Source organism: Lysinibacillus sp. COL-1, assembly GCF_059814265.1.
Window position 1 is genome coordinate 606,329 of record NZ_JCAWSJ010000003.1, and the last position, 20,194, is coordinate 626,522.

Annotated in this window: 21 protein-coding genes; 11 read left to right on the forward strand and 10 right to left on the reverse strand. The window is 37.5% G+C overall.

The window, feature by feature from the left end:
* Positions 1-26: 26 nt before the first annotated feature.
* Positions 27-998 (reverse strand): oxygen-dependent tRNA uridine(34) hydroxylase TrhO, encoded by a 972-nt coding sequence (gene trhO, locus AC6BKE_RS07375; protein ID WP_036118065.1) that lies wholly within the window; start codon positions 996-998, stop codon positions 27-29.
* A gap of 139 nt (positions 999-1,137) precedes the next feature.
* On the opposite strand from trhO, the gene AC6BKE_RS07380 reads away from it, so the two are divergent.
* Positions 1,138-1,920 carry an enoyl-CoA hydratase gene (locus AC6BKE_RS07380; RefSeq protein ID WP_036118062.1) on the forward strand — a complete coding sequence of 261 codons (783 nt, stop codon included), beginning with the start codon at positions 1,138-1,140 and terminating at the stop codon, positions 1,918-1,920.
* A 47-nt stretch (positions 1,921-1,967) separates the two neighbouring features.
* On the opposite strand, the gene AC6BKE_RS07385 is transcribed toward AC6BKE_RS07380, so the two are convergent.
* Positions 1,968-2,153, reverse strand: a complete 186-nt coding sequence (locus AC6BKE_RS07385) for a YhzD family protein (protein ID WP_036075853.1) — start codon at positions 2,151-2,153, stop codon at positions 1,968-1,970.
* A gap of 247 nt (positions 2,154-2,400) precedes the next feature.
* On the opposite strand from AC6BKE_RS07385, the gene AC6BKE_RS07390 reads away from it, so the two are divergent.
* From AC6BKE_RS07390 to AC6BKE_RS07405, 4 genes are all read left to right on the forward strand, one after another.
* Positions 2,401-3,615: a metallophosphoesterase family protein gene (locus tag AC6BKE_RS07390; RefSeq protein WP_499856330.1), complete on the forward strand. Its 1,215-nt coding sequence runs from the start codon at positions 2,401-2,403 to the stop codon at positions 3,613-3,615.
* A 4-nt stretch (positions 3,616-3,619) separates the two neighbouring features.
* Positions 3,620-6,508: an ATP-binding protein gene (locus AC6BKE_RS07395; RefSeq protein ID WP_499856333.1), complete on the forward strand. Its 2,889-nt coding sequence runs from the start codon at positions 3,620-3,622 to the stop codon at positions 6,506-6,508.
* Positions 6,505-7,440, forward strand: coding sequence for a 3'-5' exoribonuclease YhaM (gene yhaM, locus AC6BKE_RS07400; protein WP_271910929.1), 936 nt, complete (start codon positions 6,505-6,507; stop codon positions 7,438-7,440). The genes AC6BKE_RS07395 and yhaM overlap by 4 nt, the downstream gene beginning before the upstream one ends.
* 183 nt (positions 7,441-7,623) lie before the next feature.
* A complete protein-coding gene (locus AC6BKE_RS07405; RefSeq protein WP_058843257.1) occupies positions 7,624-8,928 on the forward strand; it encodes a methyl-accepting chemotaxis protein in 1,305 nt (434 codons plus the stop codon).
* An 82-nt stretch (positions 8,929-9,010) separates the two neighbouring features.
* Here the strand turns inward: AC6BKE_RS07405 and AC6BKE_RS07410 are convergent, their stop codons facing one another.
* Positions 9,011-9,991 carry a peptidylprolyl isomerase gene (locus tag AC6BKE_RS07410; RefSeq protein ID WP_340809438.1) on the reverse strand — a complete coding sequence of 327 codons (981 nt, stop codon included), beginning with the start codon at positions 9,989-9,991 and terminating at the stop codon, positions 9,011-9,013.
* A gap of 143 nt (positions 9,992-10,134) precedes the next feature.
* Here AC6BKE_RS07410 and AC6BKE_RS07415 point away from each other — a divergent pair, with 143 nt between their 5' ends.
* Positions 10,135-10,239 carry a YjcZ family sporulation protein gene (locus AC6BKE_RS07415; protein WP_004230765.1) on the forward strand — a complete coding sequence of 35 codons (105 nt, stop codon included), beginning with the start codon at positions 10,135-10,137 and terminating at the stop codon, positions 10,237-10,239.
* Between the two features lie 167 nt (positions 10,240-10,406).
* On the opposite strand, the gene AC6BKE_RS07420 is transcribed toward AC6BKE_RS07415, so the two are convergent.
* The 6 genes from AC6BKE_RS07420 to AC6BKE_RS07445 all read right to left on the reverse strand — a co-directional run bounded on the left by AC6BKE_RS07420 (position 10,407) and on the right by AC6BKE_RS07445 (position 13,757).
* Entirely contained in the window at positions 10,407-10,592 is a 186-nt protein-coding gene (locus AC6BKE_RS07420; protein WP_008173337.1) for a hypothetical protein, read from the reverse strand.
* 69 nt (positions 10,593-10,661) lie between these two features.
* On the reverse strand, positions 10,662-11,207 hold the full coding sequence (locus AC6BKE_RS07425) for a DUF3267 domain-containing protein (protein WP_036118042.1): 546 nt from the start codon (positions 11,205-11,207) through the stop codon (positions 10,662-10,664).
* Positions 11,208-11,412: 205 nt separating this feature from the next.
* Positions 11,413-11,973: an HTH-type transcriptional regulator Hpr gene (locus AC6BKE_RS07430; RefSeq protein ID WP_036117418.1), complete on the reverse strand. Its 561-nt coding sequence runs from the start codon at positions 11,971-11,973 to the stop codon at positions 11,413-11,415.
* 157 nt (positions 11,974-12,130) lie between these two features.
* A complete protein-coding gene (locus AC6BKE_RS07435; protein WP_342544281.1) occupies positions 12,131-12,526 on the reverse strand; it encodes a YtxH domain-containing protein in 396 nt (131 codons plus the stop codon).
* A 132-nt stretch (positions 12,527-12,658) separates the two neighbouring features.
* Positions 12,659-13,195: a tryptophan transporter gene (locus AC6BKE_RS07440; RefSeq protein ID WP_036117414.1), complete on the reverse strand. Its 537-nt coding sequence runs from the start codon at positions 13,193-13,195 to the stop codon at positions 12,659-12,661.
* Between the two features lie 148 nt (positions 13,196-13,343).
* A complete protein-coding gene (locus AC6BKE_RS07445) occupies positions 13,344-13,757 on the reverse strand; it encodes an HIT family protein (protein ID WP_036117412.1) in 414 nt (137 codons plus the stop codon).
* Between the two features lie 104 nt (positions 13,758-13,861).
* On the opposite strand from AC6BKE_RS07445, the gene AC6BKE_RS07450 reads away from it, so the two are divergent.
* A complete protein-coding gene (locus tag AC6BKE_RS07450; protein ID WP_036117411.1) occupies positions 13,862-14,611 on the forward strand; it encodes an ABC transporter ATP-binding protein in 750 nt (249 codons plus the stop codon).
* Positions 14,595-15,776, forward strand: a complete 1,182-nt coding sequence (locus tag AC6BKE_RS07455) for an ABC transporter permease (protein ID WP_499856337.1) — start codon at positions 14,595-14,597, stop codon at positions 15,774-15,776. Before AC6BKE_RS07450 ends, AC6BKE_RS07455 begins: the two co-directional genes overlap by 17 nt.
* Before the next feature lie 75 nt (positions 15,777-15,851).
* On the opposite strand, the gene AC6BKE_RS07460 is transcribed toward AC6BKE_RS07455, so the two are convergent.
* Positions 15,852-16,367, reverse strand: a complete 516-nt coding sequence (locus AC6BKE_RS07460) for an antibiotic biosynthesis monooxygenase family protein (RefSeq protein WP_036117408.1) — start codon at positions 16,365-16,367, stop codon at positions 15,852-15,854.
* A 244-nt stretch (positions 16,368-16,611) separates the two neighbouring features.
* Here AC6BKE_RS07460 and hemE point away from each other — a divergent pair, with 244 nt between their 5' ends.
* The 3 genes from hemE to hemY all read left to right on the forward strand — a co-directional run bounded on the left by hemE (position 16,612) and on the right by hemY (position 20,173).
* Positions 16,612-17,661 carry a uroporphyrinogen decarboxylase gene (hemE, locus tag AC6BKE_RS07465; protein ID WP_342535087.1) on the forward strand — a complete coding sequence of 350 codons (1,050 nt, stop codon included), beginning with the start codon at positions 16,612-16,614 and terminating at the stop codon, positions 17,659-17,661.
* A 155-nt stretch (positions 17,662-17,816) separates the two neighbouring features.
* Entirely contained in the window at positions 17,817-18,737 is a 921-nt protein-coding gene (gene hemH, locus AC6BKE_RS07470) for a ferrochelatase (RefSeq protein ID WP_058843261.1), read from the forward strand.
* A gap of 14 nt (positions 18,738-18,751) precedes the next feature.
* On the forward strand, positions 18,752-20,173 hold the full coding sequence (gene hemY / locus AC6BKE_RS07475) for a protoporphyrinogen oxidase (RefSeq protein WP_058843262.1): 1,422 nt from the start codon (positions 18,752-18,754) through the stop codon (positions 20,171-20,173).
* Positions 20,174-20,194: the final 21 nt, after the last annotated feature.

Genomic DNA, 20,194 nt, shown 5'->3' on the forward strand with positions numbered 1-20,194 from the left:
ACGGCTAAACCCTATCTCACCAAGTATTAACGATTTGCGTTTTGAATCTCTGCAATCTTAGCAATTTGCTCCTCAACCTGCTCCTTCGTCCAACCATTCTCTTCGACAAAGAAATTGCGTTCTGCACGGCGGCAATCATCTGAACAGCTACGCATATAAAATGCTTCGTGTTTTTCCTCACATAACATTAATTTATGACATTCAGGGTTTGCACAGTTTGTATAACGTTCAGAAGGTTCACCTGTGAAGTAATCCTTCCCAACGATGACATGCTCAACCTGATTAATCGGTACACTTCGACGACGGTCAAAAACAAACATCTGACCATCCCATAGCTGGCCCTTTACTTCAGGATCTTTTGCATAGGTTGCAATACCACCGTGTAATTGACCAACACTTTTACCATAGCCTTCACGTTTTAGCCAACCAGAGAATTTTTCACAGCGAATACCACCTGTGCAGTAAGTTAAAATCTTTTTATCTGAAAAATCTTCTTTATGTGCTTCCATCCAAGCCGGAAGGTCACGGAAGGTTTCAATATCAGGTCGTACAGCACCTTTGAAATGACCAATATCATATTCATAGTCATTTCGGGCGTCGATAATCACAGTGTTCTCTTCTTGCATTTGTTCCATAAATTCTTTAGGCGATAAATAATCGCCTGTGATTTCCAAAGGATTAATATCATGCTCCAAACCTAAATGGACAATTTCCTGACGAGGACGTACATGCATTTTCTTAAAGGTATGTCCTTCCACCTCATCGATTTTCCACATAATATCACTAAAACGAGCATCTGCCTTCATATGATTCCTATAAGCATCTGTTTGCTCAACGGTACCAGAAACGGTGCCATTAATGCCTTCAGAGCCTACTAAAATACGTCCAAGAAGTCCAATTTCTTTACATAATGCTAAATGTTCTTCTGCAAATGCTACAGGGTCTTCAATTGTAATATATTTATAATAAAGTAATACACGATAGTCCTTCTGTATCAAAATACGTTACCACCTTTAACTCAATATTCGTCCTTTAATATAGCATAACAAGAGCAATTTTGCTTAGAGTAGAAGGAGTTTTCTAAAAAAACACGAATAGTACATAGTGAATGACTATTCATATTTGGGGGTAATAGAGATGGAATTTTCAACGATTACTTTAGAAAAATTAGAACGTCGTGCAACGTTAACATTGAATCGTCCGCAGGCGATGAATGCTATGGATGATGTTATGATGCGAGAACTCGCAGAATGCTTTGAGGCTCTCCAACAGGAACAAAATATACAGGTGCTTGTTATTCGTGGAGAAGGAAAAGTCTTTTCTGCGGGTGGCGATATCAAGGCTATGTTAGATGAAAATAAACCATTAAATATTGATGAGGCAATGGTCTATCTTTCACGTATTGTGAAAGCGTATTATCAGTTACCAATGATTGTGATTGCGGCTGTTCATGGTGCATCGGCAGGTCTAGGGTTTAGTCTAACACTTGGGGCAGATATAGTTGTGGCTTGTGAAAATAGTAAGCTAGCTATGAATTTCATTGGAATAGGACTAATCCCAGATGGAGGTGGTCATTTCTTCATGAAGGAACGTGTGGGGACTGTTAAAGCGAAACAGATGATTTGGGAGGGGAAGGTATTAACAGCAAAAGAAGCATTAGATGAAGGGCTTATTGACTTTATTGCACCAGAGGGTACTGTATTTGCCATGGCGGATCAGCTTGTTGGTAAAATGCTTGCGTCACCTATTTCTTCCATGATTACAACGAAAAAAATTCTACATGCTCAAAATTTGCCTCAGCTAGAAAATATCCTAGCTTTAGAAGCAGAGGGGCAATCCGCTATGCGTAAAACAACAGATCATCTAGAAGGCATTCATGCATTTGTAGAGAAAAGAATGCCTGTCTTTGTAGGAAAATAACAATCATAAAAGGCGCGTAGCAACATTGACTACGTGCCTTTTAGCCACTAAACATGGAATAAAATTAATTTACCCGAAGCGTTTACAAGACGATGAGTTTTGTCGGCAACACCTTTTTCCTCAATTTGTTGTTGTCCGTTTAGTTTAGCAGCCTCATCATTTTCAAATGTCCAAGTTTCATCAAATAATGTTTCCCCTGTTTTTTCAAAAGCTGTAAAACGATAATTCTCCATACAAACCCCACCCTTTTACTTAAATATATTTCTATTATACATAGAAGATTTATAAACTTCACGGTAAAACTAGTGAATTTTTTGATAAATTACGAAAATTGTGGAAAAAGTAAGGCAATGCTGTTTTTTATGTAATACCATTTTTCATAAAACGTGAACTATGATAAAATAGAACAAATATTCGGTTTTGTTTAGTGAACATATTACGGTACAGAGGCGATAATTATCTACTATTTGAGGTGATTGGATGACAGCAATTCGTTTTTTTCATTTGGCAGATTTACATTTAGATAGTCCATTTAAAGGTTTATTTGGATTACCTGAGCACATTTTAAAGAACATTAGGTCGAGTACTTTTGAAGCATTCGATAAAATTATCCATAAAGCAATTCAAGAGAAACCTGATTTTATATTAATTGTTGGAGATATTTATGATGGTGAAAATCGTAGCTTGCAAGCACAACGAAGATTTCAGGATGCAATGGAAAAGCTCTTCCAACACAACATCCCTGTGATTGTGAGCTATGGTAACCACGATCATTTAAATGGCACTTGGACACGCTTTGCTTTGCCAAGCAATGTCTATGAACTACCAGCGGAAACGACCGTGGTTCAATTAAAAATCCGAGGCCAGCAAGTAAATATATATGGTTTCAGCTATCATGAACGCCATTTAAAGGAATCAGTTATTGAAAGTTATCCAATTGCACAGGATCAGCATGCCATTCATATTGGTATGCTACACGGCAGTGAGGCAGGCAACACGACCCATGATGTTTACGCCCCCTTCACTAAGCAGCAGTTGATAGAAAAGAACTATCATTATTGGGCTTTGGGACATATTCATAAACGACAGCTTTTACATCAAAACCCTCCCATTGTTTATCCAGGCAATATTCAAAGTCGACATCGTAAAGAACAAGGACTGAAAGGCTTTTATGACGTGACGTTATCCCAAACATCGAATGAGCTAGATTTTATCCCTACATCTACTGTCGTTTATAACACGATAGAAGTGGATTGTACGAATGTTGTACATGCCAATGAATTACTAAAAAGATGTTCGGAAGCGATCACAACGAATAGGACGAAGTACGGGGCATCAGTAGTTGAGCTTCACCTGCAAAACATTGATGAACAAACGGAAGCTTTATTTGCACACGCAACTGTAGATGCATGGTTAGATACTGTGCGAGAGACGGAGGAAGGCATTGAGCCGATGTGTTGGGTACAAAAGTTGGTATTGCAGAAGACAGCAAGTCTTTATGAGCAGACAGCAGCAACTCAATCCGTTGTCAGCTTAATGGAGCAGTGGGACAGTAATGAATGGAAAGATATTCTAAAAGATTTATACCAATATGCTGGTGGTGCAAGGCTGATAGAGCCACTAAGTGACAAGGATATTGAAAACTTAACGCAAAATGCACAGGCATTATTGGCAGAAGAAATTCAAAGGGCGTGATCACATGCTGACTATACAAAAAATCCAAATATATGGCTTTGGTAAGCATGAAAACATCACCATTTCCTTAAATGAGGGTGTCACTATTTTTTATGGATTAAATGAAGCAGGAAAGACGACGATTCAGCAGTTTATACTACAAATGCTCTTTGGTTTCCCTATACGGCAGCAGGCACAGCGCAAATATGAACCAAAAGTTTCGACGAAATATGGTGGTCAGCTCACACTCGTGCATCCTATTTATGGCCAGTGCACTATTGAACGTGTGAAAGGAAAGGCAGCGGGCGATGTTTCTGTTTATCTAGAGGATGGGACAATGGGACACGAGGAACTATTAACTAAGCTTTTATATGGGTATTCTAGAACGTCCTTTGAATCCATTTTTTCATTTTCATTGCACGAGCTACAGGGCATTGAAAAAATGTCAGAGGAGGAGCTAACCCATTTGCTACTAGCTTCTGGCACAACGGGGGTTCAACATTTATCAGCTCTTGAAAAGAAGATGGAGAAAGAGGCAAATGAGCTGTTTAAAAAAACAGGTAAAGTACCCGTAATTAATCAAAAGGTTGAGCAATTAAAGCAGCTTGAGCGTACGATTAAACAGGAGCAGGGAAAGATTCTAACATTTGAGGACAAATTAAAGCAATTACAACTACTTGAGCATAATCTAGAAAAGCTTTATAGTACGCAAAAACTGCTGCAACAACAATGGCAGCAGTTAACGATTCAAAAGCAGGCACTTCCTCTCCTCAAACAGCAACAGATTTTACAGCAGACACTGGTCAATTATCAACATGTACAGTTTCCGCCAGAAGGTATAAGACGCTATGAGCAATTAAAGGATCGTCTATTACACGAAAGTCAGCAGCTAATGCAATTAAAGGAGCAATATCAAACATTACAAGATCAAGTACTTACCATAGCGGATGAGCATACGGTCAATGAAATGGCTCGTCTTATGCAAAAAGAGGCAACGTGGCATCAGCTGATGGTGAAGGAGCAAAATTTACATGATGATCTCTTTATGTTTGAGCAAGAAATGAAAGCACAGTTTCGTTTATTAGGCGTACTCGAGACAGAGGCACAGGAGAATCTTCTCGAAGAAACGGTTTCACTCCAGCAGGAACAACAATTTCAGCTTCAATTAAGTAAATTGGAGGAGGCAGAGGACGAGCTAAAGTTTCATCTACGCTCACTAGAGCAAGTCCATCTAGAATTAGAGACAATTGCCAAACAAAAGCAACGGCTCATGCAAGAGTCATTAACAAATGAAGAAGAACATATTTTAGCACAGTGGCCCCAACAAAAGCGTAAGCTTGAGCAATTACGTGCGGTCAAATCGCAACGTAGTAAACAAAAGCAACCTCATTATTTTAGCTGGCTTGTACTGCTAATCGGTTTATTGTCATTGATTTATGGTGTATTTGAAAAAAACATAGTTACGACCATTATCGGAGCTGTTTTATCATTGCTGACTCTGTTATTTATCCGATATGTTAAACAAGCGGATGAGCCTACTAGTAAAGAGCATAGTTCCCTTCTTCGAGAGTTAGAGCAGGAGGAAATGACGGTACAAGCGGTGCTATTAAAGAAGCAAAGATATGAAGATCGTTGGGTACACGTCAATGAACAGCAAAAGGAGAAGGAGCAGCAATACGCTTCTCTTGAATATAAAATTCAACAGGCTGAGATAGAGATTGAAGAAGCCACTCACACACTCCAGCATTTTTTAAAACGTTATCGATTACAGGGAACAATCGCCAGAACGTTAATGCCCGAATTATTTATGCGTATTCGGAGTGTGCAAGAGCTAGCAGCTAAAAAAAATAGTACCCTAAGCCTTATGCAAGAAGTTCAAAAAGAAAAGCAGTATATTTATAAACAGCTTCAACAGGTTTTAGAGGGAGCCTATGATGAACAGGAAATATATATGTATTTACGGACAGCCTACCTTGAAGCACAACAACATCAACAGCAAGTACAGCAAACAAAAGAACAGCTAGCTGGCCTGAAGATAAAAATGGATGGTGGGCAATCAAAACTGGACCGTTATACAACTGAAATGGCTGAGCTATTGAATGAAGCACAAGTTCCAAACGAGCAGGCTTATTATGAAATGTATGAGCAATTTGAGCAGCAAAAAAACATCATGACAGAGTTACAAACGGTTCAGGCTCAACTCGCCTCACTCAATCTTCCACAGCGAGAGAGTCTAGTGGAGGACACTGTTAACGAGGACATACATGCTTTAGAACAAGAGCAAAATTCAACGCAGCTAGCGATCGACCAATGTCTTGCGCAACGTGCTGCTTTGCTCATTGAAAAAGATCAGCTATTAAATGATGAAAAGTATGGGCAATTGCTACAACAGTTTGAGCAGGAGAAAGCAGAATTGCAGCAGCTGATTGAGCAATGGGCAACTAAAAAAGCTGTTGCGACAGCCATTCACGAAACATTATTCCGCCTACGTGAAGAAAAATTACCTCATGTCCTTGTGGAGGTGAATGCGATTTTCCGTTTACTAACAGGGGGAAGATACGATAAACTTTCGATTCATGATGAAGGTTATTTTGTTGCACAAGATGTAGTAGGATTACGTTATCAAATGGCTGAATTATCTCAGGCTACCAAAGAACAAGCCTATATTGCATTACGTCTGGCCCTTGCAAAAACACTAGTGAGCACTGCTCCATTTCCAATTATTATGGACGATCCATTTGTCCATTTTGATCGAAACCGTACAAACAAAATGGTACAATTAATGAAAGAAGTAGGATATGAACGTCAAATTTTATATTTTACTTGTCATGATACAATGCTCAAACATTGGCAGAAAGAGCAAATTGTCGATATAGGAGCATTAGCAAATGAAAGGGGAGTGGCGTCAACATGAAAGGGATTACGACGCTCCAAGTTGGAGAAGCAGTTGATCAATTTTTATTAATAAAACAAGCGACAAAAGGTGTTACAACCGTTGGAAAGCCATTTATGTCGCTATTACTACAAGATAAAAGTGGAGATATTGAGGCAAAGCTCTGGGATACAAATGAGGATCATGAAAAAATGTATCATGCTGAGGCCATTGTACGTGTAGGTGGAGAGATTCACGACTATAGAGGAAAGAATCAATTGCGTATCAAATCTATTCGTGTTGCCAAGCCAGAGGAAGGTATTGCGATCGATGATTTAGTACCATCCTCTGCAACACCAAAAGAACAATTGTATGAAGAATTGACACAATTTTTCTTTGATATTAAAAATCCAAATATCTCACGTATTACAAGAGCGGCTATTAAAAAACATTATGATGCCATCTTAGTTTTTCCGGCAGCAACTAAAAACCATCATGACTATGCGTCTGGTTTATTAGATCATATGGTGTCCATGCTCAAACTAGGAAAAGCCATTGCTGATTTATATCCAACACTTAATCGTGACCTGTTATATGCAGGCATTATTTTGCATGATATTGGCAAGGTTGTGGAGTTGTCTGGGCCTGTTGCCACGATGTATACAGTGGAGGGCAATTTATTAGGTCACATTACCATTATGGTGAATGAAATTGCCAAAATTGCAAGTGAGCTAGAAATTGAAGGCGAAGAAGTCATGCTGTTGCAGCATATGGTATTGTCTCACCATGGGAAAGAAGAGTGGGGGAGTCCGAAAAAACCGATGCTTCAAGAAGCGGAAATCTTACATTATATTGATAATATAGACGCGAAGATGAACATGCTAACAAGAGCATTAGGGAAAACGACACCAGGTGAATTTACTGAGCGGCTTTTCCCACTTGATAATCGTTCATTCTATAAGCCTTCTATTTAAAAAGTAATATGATTAAGCCCCTAACCTGTTGAGAAATTGATAATTGATGTTGCTTATTGACTAACCTATACTGATTTCGATAAGTCTAAATATGCATATGTGTAATTTTAGTACCTAACTATTGTACCAATGCTAGTATTTATTTTAGAATAAAGAGAGAAATGATAGGAATGGGGAAGAGCAATGGAAACAGAGGGACTTTTTTCACGGGAAATTAAGTTTTGGAAAAGTTTAATTTTCAAAATGATACTAGCTATAGGTATAAGTTTGTTTATTAGCTCGCATATCTCAGAATTTGTTAGTCATCAATTTGAAAAAGTAGTACATTTAAACGGCAGTGCAGGTGTTGCCATTAATACGTTTATTTCGTTATTTATTGGTACAGTCATTATTTCGTTATGTACGAGATATATCGTCCTAAAACGTGTAAAGCGTGTATTAAAGGCTATGACACAGGCGGCTGATGGTGATTTAACGGTACGCATTGACGACCGTTTCAAAGATGAAATTGGACAATTATCCACTGAATTTAATCATATGTTAGAGCAAATTGGCACGGTTATTGAAAAGACGAATAAAGCATCTGCGGATGTCTCGACTTATACAAAGGAATTTACAACGATTACAGAGCAAAGTAGTCACACGGTTGAAACCATTTCTGATGCTATTGGAGATATTGTTTCCAGTGCGGAAGGACAATTGAAGCAAATGGACCTTTTATCTGAATCCGCTAATCTAATTTCCAAAGATATGGACCATGCATCTTCTGCTGTACAGGCTGTTGCAGATATAGCGAATGAAACAAATCAAAAGGCTGATTTAGGTTTACAGCTAATTGAGCAAACGATTGATAAAATGAATACGATTAATGATTCTGTTCACCAATCAACAGAAGTTGTGAATGCTTTAGGTGAAAAATCAAAGGAAATTAGTACGATTGTCTCGTTAATTACAAGCATTACCGATCAAACAAACCTGCTTGCATTGAATGCATCTATTGAGGCGGCTCGAGCAGGAGAGGCTGGAAAAGGCTTCGCGGTTGTTGCGGATGAAGTTAGAAAGTTGGCAGAGGAATCTGGGAAGGCTGCTGACAATATTCGAACACTAGTGGATGATATATTAAACCAAACTTCCGGTGCTGTTTTCGCTATTAATAGTGGCACACAATATGTAGATGAAGGGCGAGAGGCTGTTGAACAGACAGGTGATGCCTTTAAAAATATTGTGGAATATGTACAACAGATTAGCCAACGTACAACGGAAGTTACGGATATCGTATGGCGCGTTAATGAGAAGGCAAGCCAAACAGATTCTGCTGTAAAAGAAATTGTAGGTATGGCGAATGGCACATCTTCAGGTATGCAGCATATTGCTTTATCCATAGAGCAACAAAGTACTTCTAATGAGGAAATTGCGAGCGCGGCAAATGTCCTTCAAACGATGTCAAATGACTTACAAGCTGAAATTAGCCAATTTAAAGTGAAATAGAGAAGGAAAAAGGAGCATCTGATTTGTCAGATGCCCCTTTTTGTTGTGGATATTGTTCAATTGATAAACAATATCCCCTCGATTATTTAGATTCCTTGTCCGTATCTTCTGCTTTGTCTTCAGAATCTTCTTTAGCAGCTTTGTCTTCTGCTTTTTTAGCTGCTTCTTCAGCTGCTTTTGCCTGTTCTTCACTTGTTGTTGTGAAGAATTCTAGTGAATCTTTTAAATCTTTATCAGATGTTTTAACATTCGCATCTTTAGCCATTTTTGCAATGATATCTTTTAGAATAGCTTGAGCTTCACCTGTTTGGTTTAGTTTATTTAACATTGTTGAACGAATGTTTTCTTCTTCATCTTTAAATGCACCGACACCTTTTACATCACGCTTCTCCGTAATTTCAATTACATGATAACCAAAGCTAGATTTTACTGGCTCACTCAATGTATTTAATTCAAGAGCGTAAGCAGCATCGTTAAATTCATCTACCATTGCACCAACAGAGAACCATCCAAGCTCTCCACCTTTTTGAGCAGAACCTGTATCTGTTGAGTACTCTTTTGCTACATCCTCAAACTTAGCGCCGCCCTTAATTTTTTCAATGACTTCTTTAGCTGTTTTTTCATCTGCTACTAAAATATGACGACCATTAAGTTCTGTTTTCATTTGCTCGTAGTATTTTTTCACATCTTCTTCTTTAATTGCTTGATCTTTTAAAGCTTTCTCTTGAAGAAGTTGAACACGTAAAGAATCTTTAAAGCCCTGTTCTGTTAAGCCACTTTCAGCAAGTGCTTGTGTAAAGCCTTCACCAAATTGTGAAGCTGTTGTGTCATAAGCTTCTTTAATTTCTTTATCTGTTACTTCATATTTGTCAGCTAAAACTTTTTCAGTCACCAATTGTTGCATTACATATGAGCCTGTTAAAGCTTTTGCCTTTTCATTAAAATCAGCTACTGAAATATCGCCCACTTTAGAAGTAACGATGGCTTTGCTGTCTCCGCCGCTACAAGCACCAAGCGCTAATACAGATGCAGCTAGAGTTAAAGATAAAACTGTCTTTTTCATAGTGGATATTCTCTCCTAACATGGTTTCGTCCATTTTTTACTATAACATAAACGTTTTAAAAACAAAATGGTTCCCCCTTGAGTATTGCCTATATTTCAAATTTTGAAGCGCATAGGATATAGAAAAGAAAGGGGGTGAAGTTATGGGCAACGGAGGATACGGTGGCGGTGGCTACGGCTCAGGCTTTGCTTTATTAGTTGTGTTATTTATTTTATTAATTATCGTTGGTGCAGCGTTCCTATACTAATTAATAAAACAGCGAAAAGCTAAGAGCTCTAACTCTTAGCTTTTCTTAACAATGTTAGACATTCGCGCCGCATGCCTTAGATACTACCAATCTTCTTGGTTAGAAAAAGTTGTTGCATGGGGGGCTCGACTTATTCTTCGAGCGTGCGGACGGGCGCGGATGTACTGTTATACTGCATATAAAATTTCAATATAGAATGAGACAAGTAATATGGTAATAAGTATATTTATAGTTCGGAATATTTTTGGTTGGTTTTCTTCGGGAATTTCACGTCGCATGCATAGAGCATATGTCATGCGGTTAATTTGAAATAAATAGAATACCGAGAATAGAACTACAATCATTAATAGCAAGTCTATTCCTCCCCTCTTTCAATAGTAATAGCATAACAAAGAACGTCATTAAAAAACAAGTACAAGCATTTAGTGAACGGTTGGTGGAACTAAAATTTCATAACCTTTAGGAGTTTCCTCTATTTGCGAATTTTTAGGTGAGTGCAAAAGGTATTTCACGTAAAGGATATCAATCAAACATAGACTACAATGATAGGCTAGCAGCAATGTACCATAATGTGTATATGCCGGTAAAAGCCAAGTTCCTATTATAATACTTGTGTTTAGAATGATAAAAGGCGTAAGTAATGCTAAGATGTAACGATTTTTTGATAAAGGCTCACGAATACGCATGTGTAAAACTGGAATTATATAAAATTGAGTACGTACACGCAATTTTAAATGCTGGCGTAAATCGTATAGTGCCAGAAAATGTAAAAATTTATGAACTGGATAAAGTGTTAAGGCTGCTATGACAAAGAGCCAGAATAAACGATCTGTATAATGCTCCTCGTTGAATAAATTAAACAATACATACGAAACAGAAAAGACCGACAAAAAGGTAATAACACTCATTATAATAATACGCGTAGTACCGTAATGATGTTCTAGATTTAAAATTTTCCAACAATGCATGGCTTAGTATCAACTCCGAAATAGGAAGTGTCCTATTTAATGTAAATTGAATGATGTTAGAATGCAAGAAAAAGGAGGTATTTCAGAAATATTTCTGAAATACCTCCTTTCACATGATTTATTCCTGAATGAACAGTAGTATACCTCATTATGTTCAACTAATAAATAAGGGCAGGAAAAATTTTGTGCAGTTTGAAGCTTCGTCTTATCCTTTTACAGGTGTGCGTTCTTCTAGTGTGTCAAAGGAATCGCGGAAATGTTGGAAGGAACGTTCGAAAATATCGATGAAATCCTCACCATAAATATTACGAATAACAGCCATCACATCTAAAAAATCTGGGAAACGGCCATATAGATCTTTTAATGCTAGTGATCCTTCTAATACGGAATGATACGTATTATGGTAGTTTTTATTCATCTCTATAATGAGTTCTGTCCCAGTTTCAGTTAGCTCCACGTAAGTATTACGTTTGTCGTCATCACGCTTCGAAAATTTAAGGAAGCCACGCTCTTCTAACTTTTTGGAGAAATTAAATGCGGTAGAAACGTGCATCACGCCAAATTTTGCTACATCTGAAATGGATGCTCCTTTTAAATGATATGAAATCCATAAAATATGGTGTTCATTAATATTTAGATCATAAGGTTTAATCCATTGTTGCCAATCTTTTTCTACCGCTTTCCATAGCGCTTTAGATAACTGTGCGATTCTTTGACTATAAAGCATCGCTTCTTTTTGTGTATATAATTCCTCTGACAAAGCCATCACCTACTGCTTTCTTTCACATTTTTAAAAATATTATAGCAGTAAAGAAAAAAAGTTTAAAGTTAGAAAAATTAAAAAATTGAAAAGTGGTTAAAAAATAATATTATAGTAATGATTTTTGATAAAAAAATAGATTTTTTACCATTCGAAAAGGACTTTAGTCGCTAACTTTTTCTTGTGTTTTTTTCTTATTTTCTGTAATTTGTGCAATGTTTTTCTCGATTTCGCTAATCGAATTCTGTAATGCATCTAATTCTTGTTGCAAATTATTTTTAGTTGGTTCGATTTCTTCAGTGAAAGTTGTAATTGTTTGTTTTAAATCATTTATTATTTGTGGGATATTATTTTTTACTTCAATTGTTAAAGTGTTGACAGATTGTTTAACAGTCCCTACTTGTTGTTTGACATCAAGGAGCATTCCTTTTGTCTGATCGACATTTTGTTTGACAGAAGCACGTAGCTGTTGTCCTGATTGTGGCGTTGAAAAAAGTACAGCGACTGTCCCACCGATAATGCCTGTTGTTAGTCCAAGTAAAAATGGTTTTGCTTTCATATTGATACCTCATTTCTAGTCATGTTTATCTACTATTAAACCATGAATTGTACAAATACAAAAAGAAAAAAGAAACTAGACGAGTGATTTACCATCACCGTTTAGTTTCTTTTAATTATTTTAAGTAAGTGTTTATGATATTTGAGAAATGGCTGTATTGAATTTAGAACGCTTCACTAATTTTGTGACAATGGGATAAATGACGGCAAAAGCAACGACATTAAATGCGACAGCTGGCAGGACAACGCCAATAAATAACATCGCAAACGTTGCACCAACATTTGCATTGAACACGAAAAGTGCTACGGCTAAAAAGACAGTTCCTGAAAGAATAGTTCCTAATCCAACTAAGATAGCTGATACAGCGAAATGATTTGCTAGTTTTTTGAGAATCAATAAAGCGGCTAAAAAGACAAAGCCTGTTACTGCTTTATCAATAATATTTGGGACAAGACCTGCTGGGAATGTTGTAAATAAACCTGAAAGTACGCCTGTTGAAAGCGAAAGTAAGAACGTTTCTTTCACAGTGGGGAACAATAAAATGCCAATAAACATCATTGTTAACATGAAATCAGGTTTCATGCCATTCACCATACCTGGTGTCACCACATAAAGGGCTGCACCAACACCTACTAATAATGCCATTAATACTAAATTTTTTGTATTCATCTGTATCTCTCCTCGACTAAGCTAATCTATTTGTCTCCTAACGTATCCTCTTGATCGTTAGCGAAACTTATTTGTGATTGTACGCCAAAATTTTTCAATTTGCAATACAGTTTTCTGAACATTTTAATGTTAATATATTACAAATGACTTATAGATTGGCTTTAATACTTTCTGCAACTTCGGCTAACTGCTCTGGTGAATATTTTTGAGTCTGCCAAATTAAGCCTAGTCCTTCTTTTTCATCGTAACGCGGAATAAAATGTAAGTGGTAGTGGAAAACAGTTTGTCCAGCGGCAGCACCATTGTTATTAATCGTATTCATACCTATTGGCTGAAATGCTGCTTTAATAGCATTAGCGATTTTTGGTGCAACTGCATATAGATTACGTGCTACATCCTCTGGCATTTCAAATAGATCTTGACAGTGATGCTTTGGAATTAATAATGTATGACCTTTTGCAACAGGTGAGATGTCTGTAAATGCATAGACATGATCGTCCTCGTAAACTTTGGTACTTGGAATAGATCCGTCAATAATTTTGCAAAATAGGCAATCGCTCATGAGAATTTCCCCCTTAACGTATATGTAAGTACATTCTATCATACTCAAACCTGTATCATTTGCTAATTTTTGATAAAATATAAAACAAGAAGAGGAGTGAGGATATGTCAGTATTAGAGGTACAGCATGTGACAGGTGGTTATACAAGAAAGCCTGTGATTAAAGATTTATCTTTTACAATTGGAAAAGGAGAATTAGTTGGCTTAATCGGCTTAAATGGAGCTGGTAAAAGTACAACGATTAAACATATTATCGGAACGATGTTGCCAAAGGAAGGGGACATTCGTTTAAATGGTGTGACATTGAAGGAAGATACGGACAAATATCGGACAGCATTTTCCTATATTCCTGAAACTCCTGTATTATACGATGAATTAACATTAAGAGAGCATCTAGAATTGACAGCGATGGCTTATGGGATTAATAGGGCAACCCTCGATGCTCGTTCTGAGGTGCTATTAAAAGAGTTTCGCATGGAGAAAAGATTAAATTGGTTCCCTTCACACTTTTCAAAGGGGATGCGTCAAAAAGTCATGATTATGTGTGCTTTTTTAGTGAATCCAAGTCTATATATTATTGATGAGCCTTTTGTGGGGTTAGATCCACTAGGTATTCAATCATTACTAGATCAGATGGATGAAAAGAAAAAAGAAGGTGCGTCTATATTAATGTCTACGCATATTCTATCGACGGCTGAAAAGCATTGCGATCGAATTATTTTATTGCACGAAGGAAGAGTGCGAGCACAGGGGACGATGGCGGAATTGCGTCAATCATTTGCTATGCCGAATGCGACATTAGATGATCTTTATATTGCCATGACAAAGGAGCGGGACCATGAAGAATTTGCGTGATGTATGGTCCTCTCGCTTCATGCATTATATAGGAGAAGTACAAAAGTATATGCAATTTATTTTTACAGGGCATATTGCAATTGTACTTGTATTTCTTATTGGAGCAGGGGGCTACCAATATAGCGAATGGCTGAAAGTTGTCCAAACAGACTTTCCAGCAGAAATCGTCATAGCTGTTATGATAGGGATTTTATTGGCCTTTAGCCGTCCTACTACGCTGTTGAGAGAACCAGATCAAGTATACTTATTACCTTTAGAATCAAAAATGTCTCAATATTTTAGCAAAGCATTGGCTTGGACGTTCTGGTCCCAAGTATGGATTGTAGCGATTGTTTATATTGTATGTATTCCATTATTGAAAGCCGTAACGGCATTAACAACAACTGAAATATGGACGATCTTTTTACTTATCATTGTATTGAAATATATAAGTGTGCAAGGAGAATTCAGCTACCGATACAGTGAGCGAGGTCAAATGGTTTGGGTGGACAGGCTTATTCGAGCTGTCATATTCGGGGCTGTTTTATACATGGGGCTTCATGCTCAGCTAATACTAGCGGTAATAGCGACAGTTATTAGTGTGGTTTATATCATTATCTTTAGGGAAAAATCAGTTGGCGAACCTGTGCCTTATGAACATTTTGTCAAAATTGAACAGAATCGTATGATGAGCTTTTACCGTTTTGCTAATTATTTTACAGATGTACCTCATCTACACGGAAGTATCCGACGTCGACGCTGGATGGACTGGCTGTATAGATTTGTGCCATATGGTAAAGAGAATGCTCAAAAATATTTGGTGTTTCGTACCTTTGTCCGTACAGATGACCATTTCTATTTATGGCTTCGTCTTACGGCCATTTCGGGAGTCATCGCAGTTTTTGTTGATATTCCTGTAGTGACATGGATTGTTGCTGGTGCACTCAGCTTTGCGACCACAATTCAGTTAAAACAAGCCTTACTATCAAGTGGTGAATTTCGAATGGACATGCTCTATCCTTTACCAGAGCATGCCCGCCAATTAGCTGTAAAGCAAACTGTCCGTTTAGCAATGGTTACACAAGCTATTATTGTTGGTTTATGTGCTATCACACAGCCAATGTTTTATTTAGCCATTGTCATTGTTATTGTAATTAGCGAATTAACAGCAAAAATTTCCAAATAAATAGATTGTAGCTGATAAATTGAAAAGCTCATTTTCCAATGCTAGTATTCGGAAAATGAGCTTTTATTTTATCTACTATTCTGTATCCTCATTTGGCATAGCACTATAAGTTGTTACATAAGAAGCTGCTGAAAAGATATTTTGCTGACTTACACCTGATGAATCATCTCTTTTAGCATGTGCAGATTCAAAGGCTCTAGAGCTCTTCCATGCTTCAAATGAATGTGGTCCATTCCACTGCGTCATGACAATGTAAGTATCACTCTTGATCGGACGTAATAAACGGAACGCCACAAAGCCAGGCTCATTTTCAATGGCGCGTGAACGCTCTAAAAAGCGGTGTTCGAAAACAGGTCGTCCTTCATCTGTCACAGGAATATTATTAAATACAAAGAAGCCTCGTTCCTCTAATTCATTTACTGAATCCAGTACCTCAAATTTACGTGGTGTCGCAAAAACTGTCTTTCCTTCTGTCTCATGAATCAGTACAGAGTTTCCATCCCCATGAATTAAAATCATATGCTCATTTGGATACTTATTTTTTACCTGTTCTAAAAAATCACCAGTGCCAGAAGTTAAATAAATATACATCAATTTATCCTCCTTACGATCTTACTAATTATAGCGTGATTATACCCTTTTCAGCGTAAGTCTAACGCTCTGTTCAAAAAGAATCTGCCGAGAAAGAACAATTTTATGACATTTCACTAGGAAAACTATACAATTACGGAGGAAGCGTTTACTATTGGAAACGGATATCAATAATAAAGGAATAAACAAAACATTTTTTAAGACAATTTTATAGTATGAATTTATCGAGGGGAAGGAACTATTCATGACAACTTTTAATGATACACTCCTGCGTGCTGCACGTGGAGAAAGGACAGCACACACGCCAGTATGGTATATGCGTCAGGCAGGACGTTCTCAGCCAGAATACCGTGCCATTAAAGAAAAATATTCCTTAGAGGAAATTACACATCAACCTGAGCTATGTGCATATGTCACTCGTCTACCTGTAGAAAATTATAATGTCGATGCAGCCATTCTATACAAAGATATTGTGACACCTCTTCCGGGGATTGGGGTAGATGTAAAGATCAAAGCAGGCGTTGGTCCTGTTATTTCAAACCCTATCCAATCAGTAGCAGATGTAGAAAAATTAGGTGAATTCAATGCTAATGAGCATACACCGTTTGTATTAGAAACAATCAAGATATTGGCAGAAGAGCAATTGAATGTTCCTTTAATCGGTTTTGCTGGAGCACCATTTACACTTGCAAGCTACATGATTGAAGGCGGCCCTTCAAGAAACTATAATAAAACAAAATCATTTATGGTATCAGAGCCACAAGCTTGGTTTGCATTAATGGATAAACTAGCTGACATGATTATTGCAGATGTAACTGCTCAAATTAAAGCTGGTGCAAAGGCAATCCAAGTATTTGATTCGTGGGTAGGAGCCTTAAATGTTGAGGATTATCGTGTATTTATTAAACCAATTATGACTCGTATTTTTGCAGAGCTGCAAAAAGAAAATGTGCCACTCATTCAATTCGGTGTCGGTGCGAGCCATTTAGCAAAGGAATGGAATGATTTACCGATTGATGTTGTAGGCTTAGACTGGCGTTTGCCAATAAAAGAAGCGCGTGCGAATGGTATTACAAAACCGGTACAGGGTAACTTAGATCCATCCCTTTTATTAGCAGATTGGTCAGTCATTGAGAAACGAACAAAAGATATTATTGAACAAGGTTTAGAAATGCCAGGTCATATCTTTAACCTAGGACATGGTGTTTTCCCAGAGGTTGACCCAGATATCTTAAAACGTCTCACTACACTTATTCATGAATACAGTGCACAACAAATTCAAGCTCGTTCTTAATAGAAGTGAATCAAATGTGAAAAATATGTCCCTTTCTACATAGGAAATTTTATTTTCCATATAGAAAGGGAGCTGTCCAATATTAAAGATTGGGCAGCTTCTTTTTGTCACATAATGTATGAAAACATAAAACAATTTTAGAGGTGAAAAGGGTAATGAAAGAAGTTAAAGGCTTATTGGTAATGGCATACGGAACACCTTATAAAGAAGAAGATATTGAACCTTACTATACGCATATTCGTCATGGACGTAAACCTTCGGCAGAGCACTTAGAGGATTTACGTAGCCGCTATGAAGCTATCGGTGGTTTATCTCCATTAGCTGCGGCGACACAAGCACAAGCTGAAGCCCTATGTGCACGTTTAAATGAGGTGCAGGATGCTGTAGAATATAAATTGTTTATTGGCTTAAAACATATTCATCCATTTATTGAAGATGCAGTAGAGCAAATGGTGGCAGAGGGCATAAAAGAAGCGGTTTCTATTGTTCTAGCCCCTCATTTCTCTACGTTCTCTATTAAGTCTTATAACGGTCGCGCGGAAGAGGCAGCAGGAGGTCGCTTAACGATTACTTCTGTAGAATCTTGGTATGATGAGCCAAAATTCATTGAGTATTGGGAACAACAAGTAAATGATACATTTAATGCAATGCCACAAGAAGAACGTGAAACAGCTTGTTTAATTGTGTCAGCACATTCATTGCCTGAAAAAATTAAAAACTTGGGCGATCCGTATGAAGATCAATTAATTGAAACAGCACGTCTTATTCAAGCTGCGACAGGTCTAAAAAATGTAGAGGTTGGCTGGCAATCAGCAGGCCAAACACCAGAGCCTTGGATTGGCCCAGATGTTCAAGATTTAACACGTGAGCTATTTGAAGAAAAAGGCTTCCGTTCATTTGTTTATACACCAGTAGGTTTTGTAACAGAACATTTAGAAGTGTTATATGACAACGATTTTGAATGTAAAGTTGTTTGTGATGAACTTGGCGCAAAATACTATCGCCCAGCGATGCCAAATACACACCCATTATTTATTGATGCGATGGTAGATGCGATTCATAAAAAATTAAGCTAAGCGAAAAGAAAGTGATGATGTTGGTGACTCAGAAAAGACGAAAGGTAGTTGTCGTAGGCGGTGGCATTACAGGCCTTACAGCCGCATTCTATATGCAAAAAGAAGCAGGCGCAAAAGGATTGCCATTAGATATCGTACTTGTCGAGTCGTCATTACGTCTTGGCGGAAAAATTCAGACCTTAAGAAAAGATGGTTTTATTATTGAGCGTGGGCCAGAATCTTTTTTTGATCGTGAAAATTATGTTAATGATTTAGCAAAGGACCTCGGGATTGAACAGAAATTATTGACAAGCAATGCAGGGCCTACTTATGTTGCTGTTGGTAGTCAGTTATATCCAATACCTAGTCATCTCTTGTCAGGAGAGACACCACATATCTCATCCTTTATAGCATCAGGTCTGTTTTCACTTAGCGGTAAAGTTCGTGCGGCTGGGGATTTTTTCATCCCTCGTTCTGCACAAGATGACGATCAGCCGTTAGGCGCGTTTTTTAGAAGAAGATTTGGTTCTGAAATAGTAGAAAATTTAGTAGAACCATTACTAGCGGGAACATTTGCAGGGGATATTGAGCAATTAAGTATGAGCTCGACTTTCCCGCAGCTTTATAGTTTAGAGCAAAAATATCGGAGTTTGTTGATTGGCATGAAAAAGTCAGGAACAAATTTCTTAAGCAATCATCATATTGATGAAAACAAAGGGATTTTTCAAACCTTTAGTAATGGTCTTGAAACACTCATTGAAAGTATAGAAGAATCACTACTTCCAGGGACAGTCATGAAGGGTGTCAAAGTAGAAGAAATAGAGCATGGCAAAGATGGATCAGTTCAAGTAATGCTCAATAATTTCTCACATATAAAAGCAGATGCTGTTATTATTGCTACTCCCTTTAATATGGCAGAAAAAATGTTTAGTAAGCATAATCTGTTACATGAATTGGGAACAATGAAGGCTGCAACGATTGCAACCGTTACAATGGCCTTTAAAAAGGATCAACTTGGTGATCTAGATGCCCTTTCATTTTATGTCTCTCGAAATAGTGATTTTTCAATCACTTCTTGTACATGGATGAACAGAAAATGGCTAGCTACCACACCAGACGATTATGTACTATTACGTAGTTATATTGGGCGAGTGGGAGATGAAGCGATTGTGGCACTATCTGATACTGAAATCGAAAAAACGGTGCTACAGGATTTAAAGAAAACGATTGGCATAGATGGGGACCCTCTAACGACAGTGGTTACACGTTGGAAAAATGCGATGCCTCAATATACAGTTGGACATGAGGCGAAAGTTCAACGTATAAAGCAGGAATTACAAGAACATTTTCCAAATGTCAAGCTTGCAGGAAGCTCATTTGAGGGAATATCAATTCCAGAATGTGTGCAGCAAGGTAAACATGTTGCAGATGAAGTATTAATGGAAATGTTTAAATAATAGATGAAAAATAGTACAAAC

What these genes read in the sequence shown, in the direction of transcription:
- AC6BKE_RS07380 (WP_036118062.1), top strand. Translation starts at nt 1,138, where the DNA reads ATGGAATTTTCAACGATTACTTTAGAAAAATTAGAACGTCGTGCAACG.
- AC6BKE_RS07385 (WP_036075853.1), bottom strand. Translation starts at nt 2,153, where the DNA reads ATGGAGAATTATCGTTTTACAGCTTTTGAAAAAACAGGGGAAACATTA.
- AC6BKE_RS07390 (WP_499856330.1), top strand. Translation starts at nt 2,401, where the DNA reads ATGACAGCAATTCGTTTTTTTCATTTGGCAGATTTACATTTAGATAGT.
- AC6BKE_RS07395 (WP_499856333.1), top strand. Translation starts at nt 3,620, where the DNA reads ATGCTGACTATACAAAAAATCCAAATATATGGCTTTGGTAAGCATGAA.
- yhaM (WP_271910929.1), top strand. Translation starts at nt 6,505, where the DNA reads ATGAAAGGGATTACGACGCTCCAAGTTGGAGAAGCAGTTGATCAATTT.
- AC6BKE_RS07405 (WP_058843257.1), top strand. Translation starts at nt 7,624, where the DNA reads ATGGAAACAGAGGGACTTTTTTCACGGGAAATTAAGTTTTGGAAAAGT.
- AC6BKE_RS07410 (WP_340809438.1), bottom strand. Translation starts at nt 9,991, where the DNA reads ATGAAAAAGACAGTTTTATCTTTAACTCTAGCTGCATCTGTATTAGCG.
- AC6BKE_RS07415 (WP_004230765.1), top strand. Translation starts at nt 10,135, where the DNA reads ATGGGCAACGGAGGATACGGTGGCGGTGGCTACGGCTCAGGCTTTGCT.
- AC6BKE_RS07425 (WP_036118042.1), bottom strand. Translation starts at nt 11,207, where the DNA reads ATGCATTGTTGGAAAATTTTAAATCTAGAACATCATTACGGTACTACG.
- AC6BKE_RS07430 (WP_036117418.1), bottom strand. Translation starts at nt 11,973, where the DNA reads ATGGCTTTGTCAGAGGAATTATATACACAAAAAGAAGCGATGCTTTAT.
- AC6BKE_RS07435 (WP_342544281.1), bottom strand. Translation starts at nt 12,526, where the DNA reads ATGAAAGCAAAACCATTTTTACTTGGACTAACAACAGGCATTATCGGT.
- AC6BKE_RS07440 (WP_036117414.1), bottom strand. Translation starts at nt 13,195, where the DNA reads ATGAATACAAAAAATTTAGTATTAATGGCATTATTAGTAGGTGTTGGT.
- AC6BKE_RS07445 (WP_036117412.1), bottom strand. Translation starts at nt 13,757, where the DNA reads ATGAGCGATTGCCTATTTTGCAAAATTATTGACGGATCTATTCCAAGT.
- AC6BKE_RS07450 (WP_036117411.1), top strand. Translation starts at nt 13,862, where the DNA reads ATGTCAGTATTAGAGGTACAGCATGTGACAGGTGGTTATACAAGAAAG.
- AC6BKE_RS07455 (WP_499856337.1), top strand. Translation starts at nt 14,595, where the DNA reads ATGAAGAATTTGCGTGATGTATGGTCCTCTCGCTTCATGCATTATATA.
- AC6BKE_RS07460 (WP_036117408.1), bottom strand. Translation starts at nt 16,367, where the DNA reads ATGTATATTTATTTAACTTCTGGCACTGGTGATTTTTTAGAACAGGTA.
- hemE (WP_342535087.1), top strand. Translation starts at nt 16,612, where the DNA reads ATGACAACTTTTAATGATACACTCCTGCGTGCTGCACGTGGAGAAAGG.
- hemH (WP_058843261.1), top strand. Translation starts at nt 17,817, where the DNA reads ATGAAAGAAGTTAAAGGCTTATTGGTAATGGCATACGGAACACCTTAT.
- hemY (WP_058843262.1), top strand. Translation starts at nt 18,752, where the DNA reads ATGATGTTGGTGACTCAGAAAAGACGAAAGGTAGTTGTCGTAGGCGGT.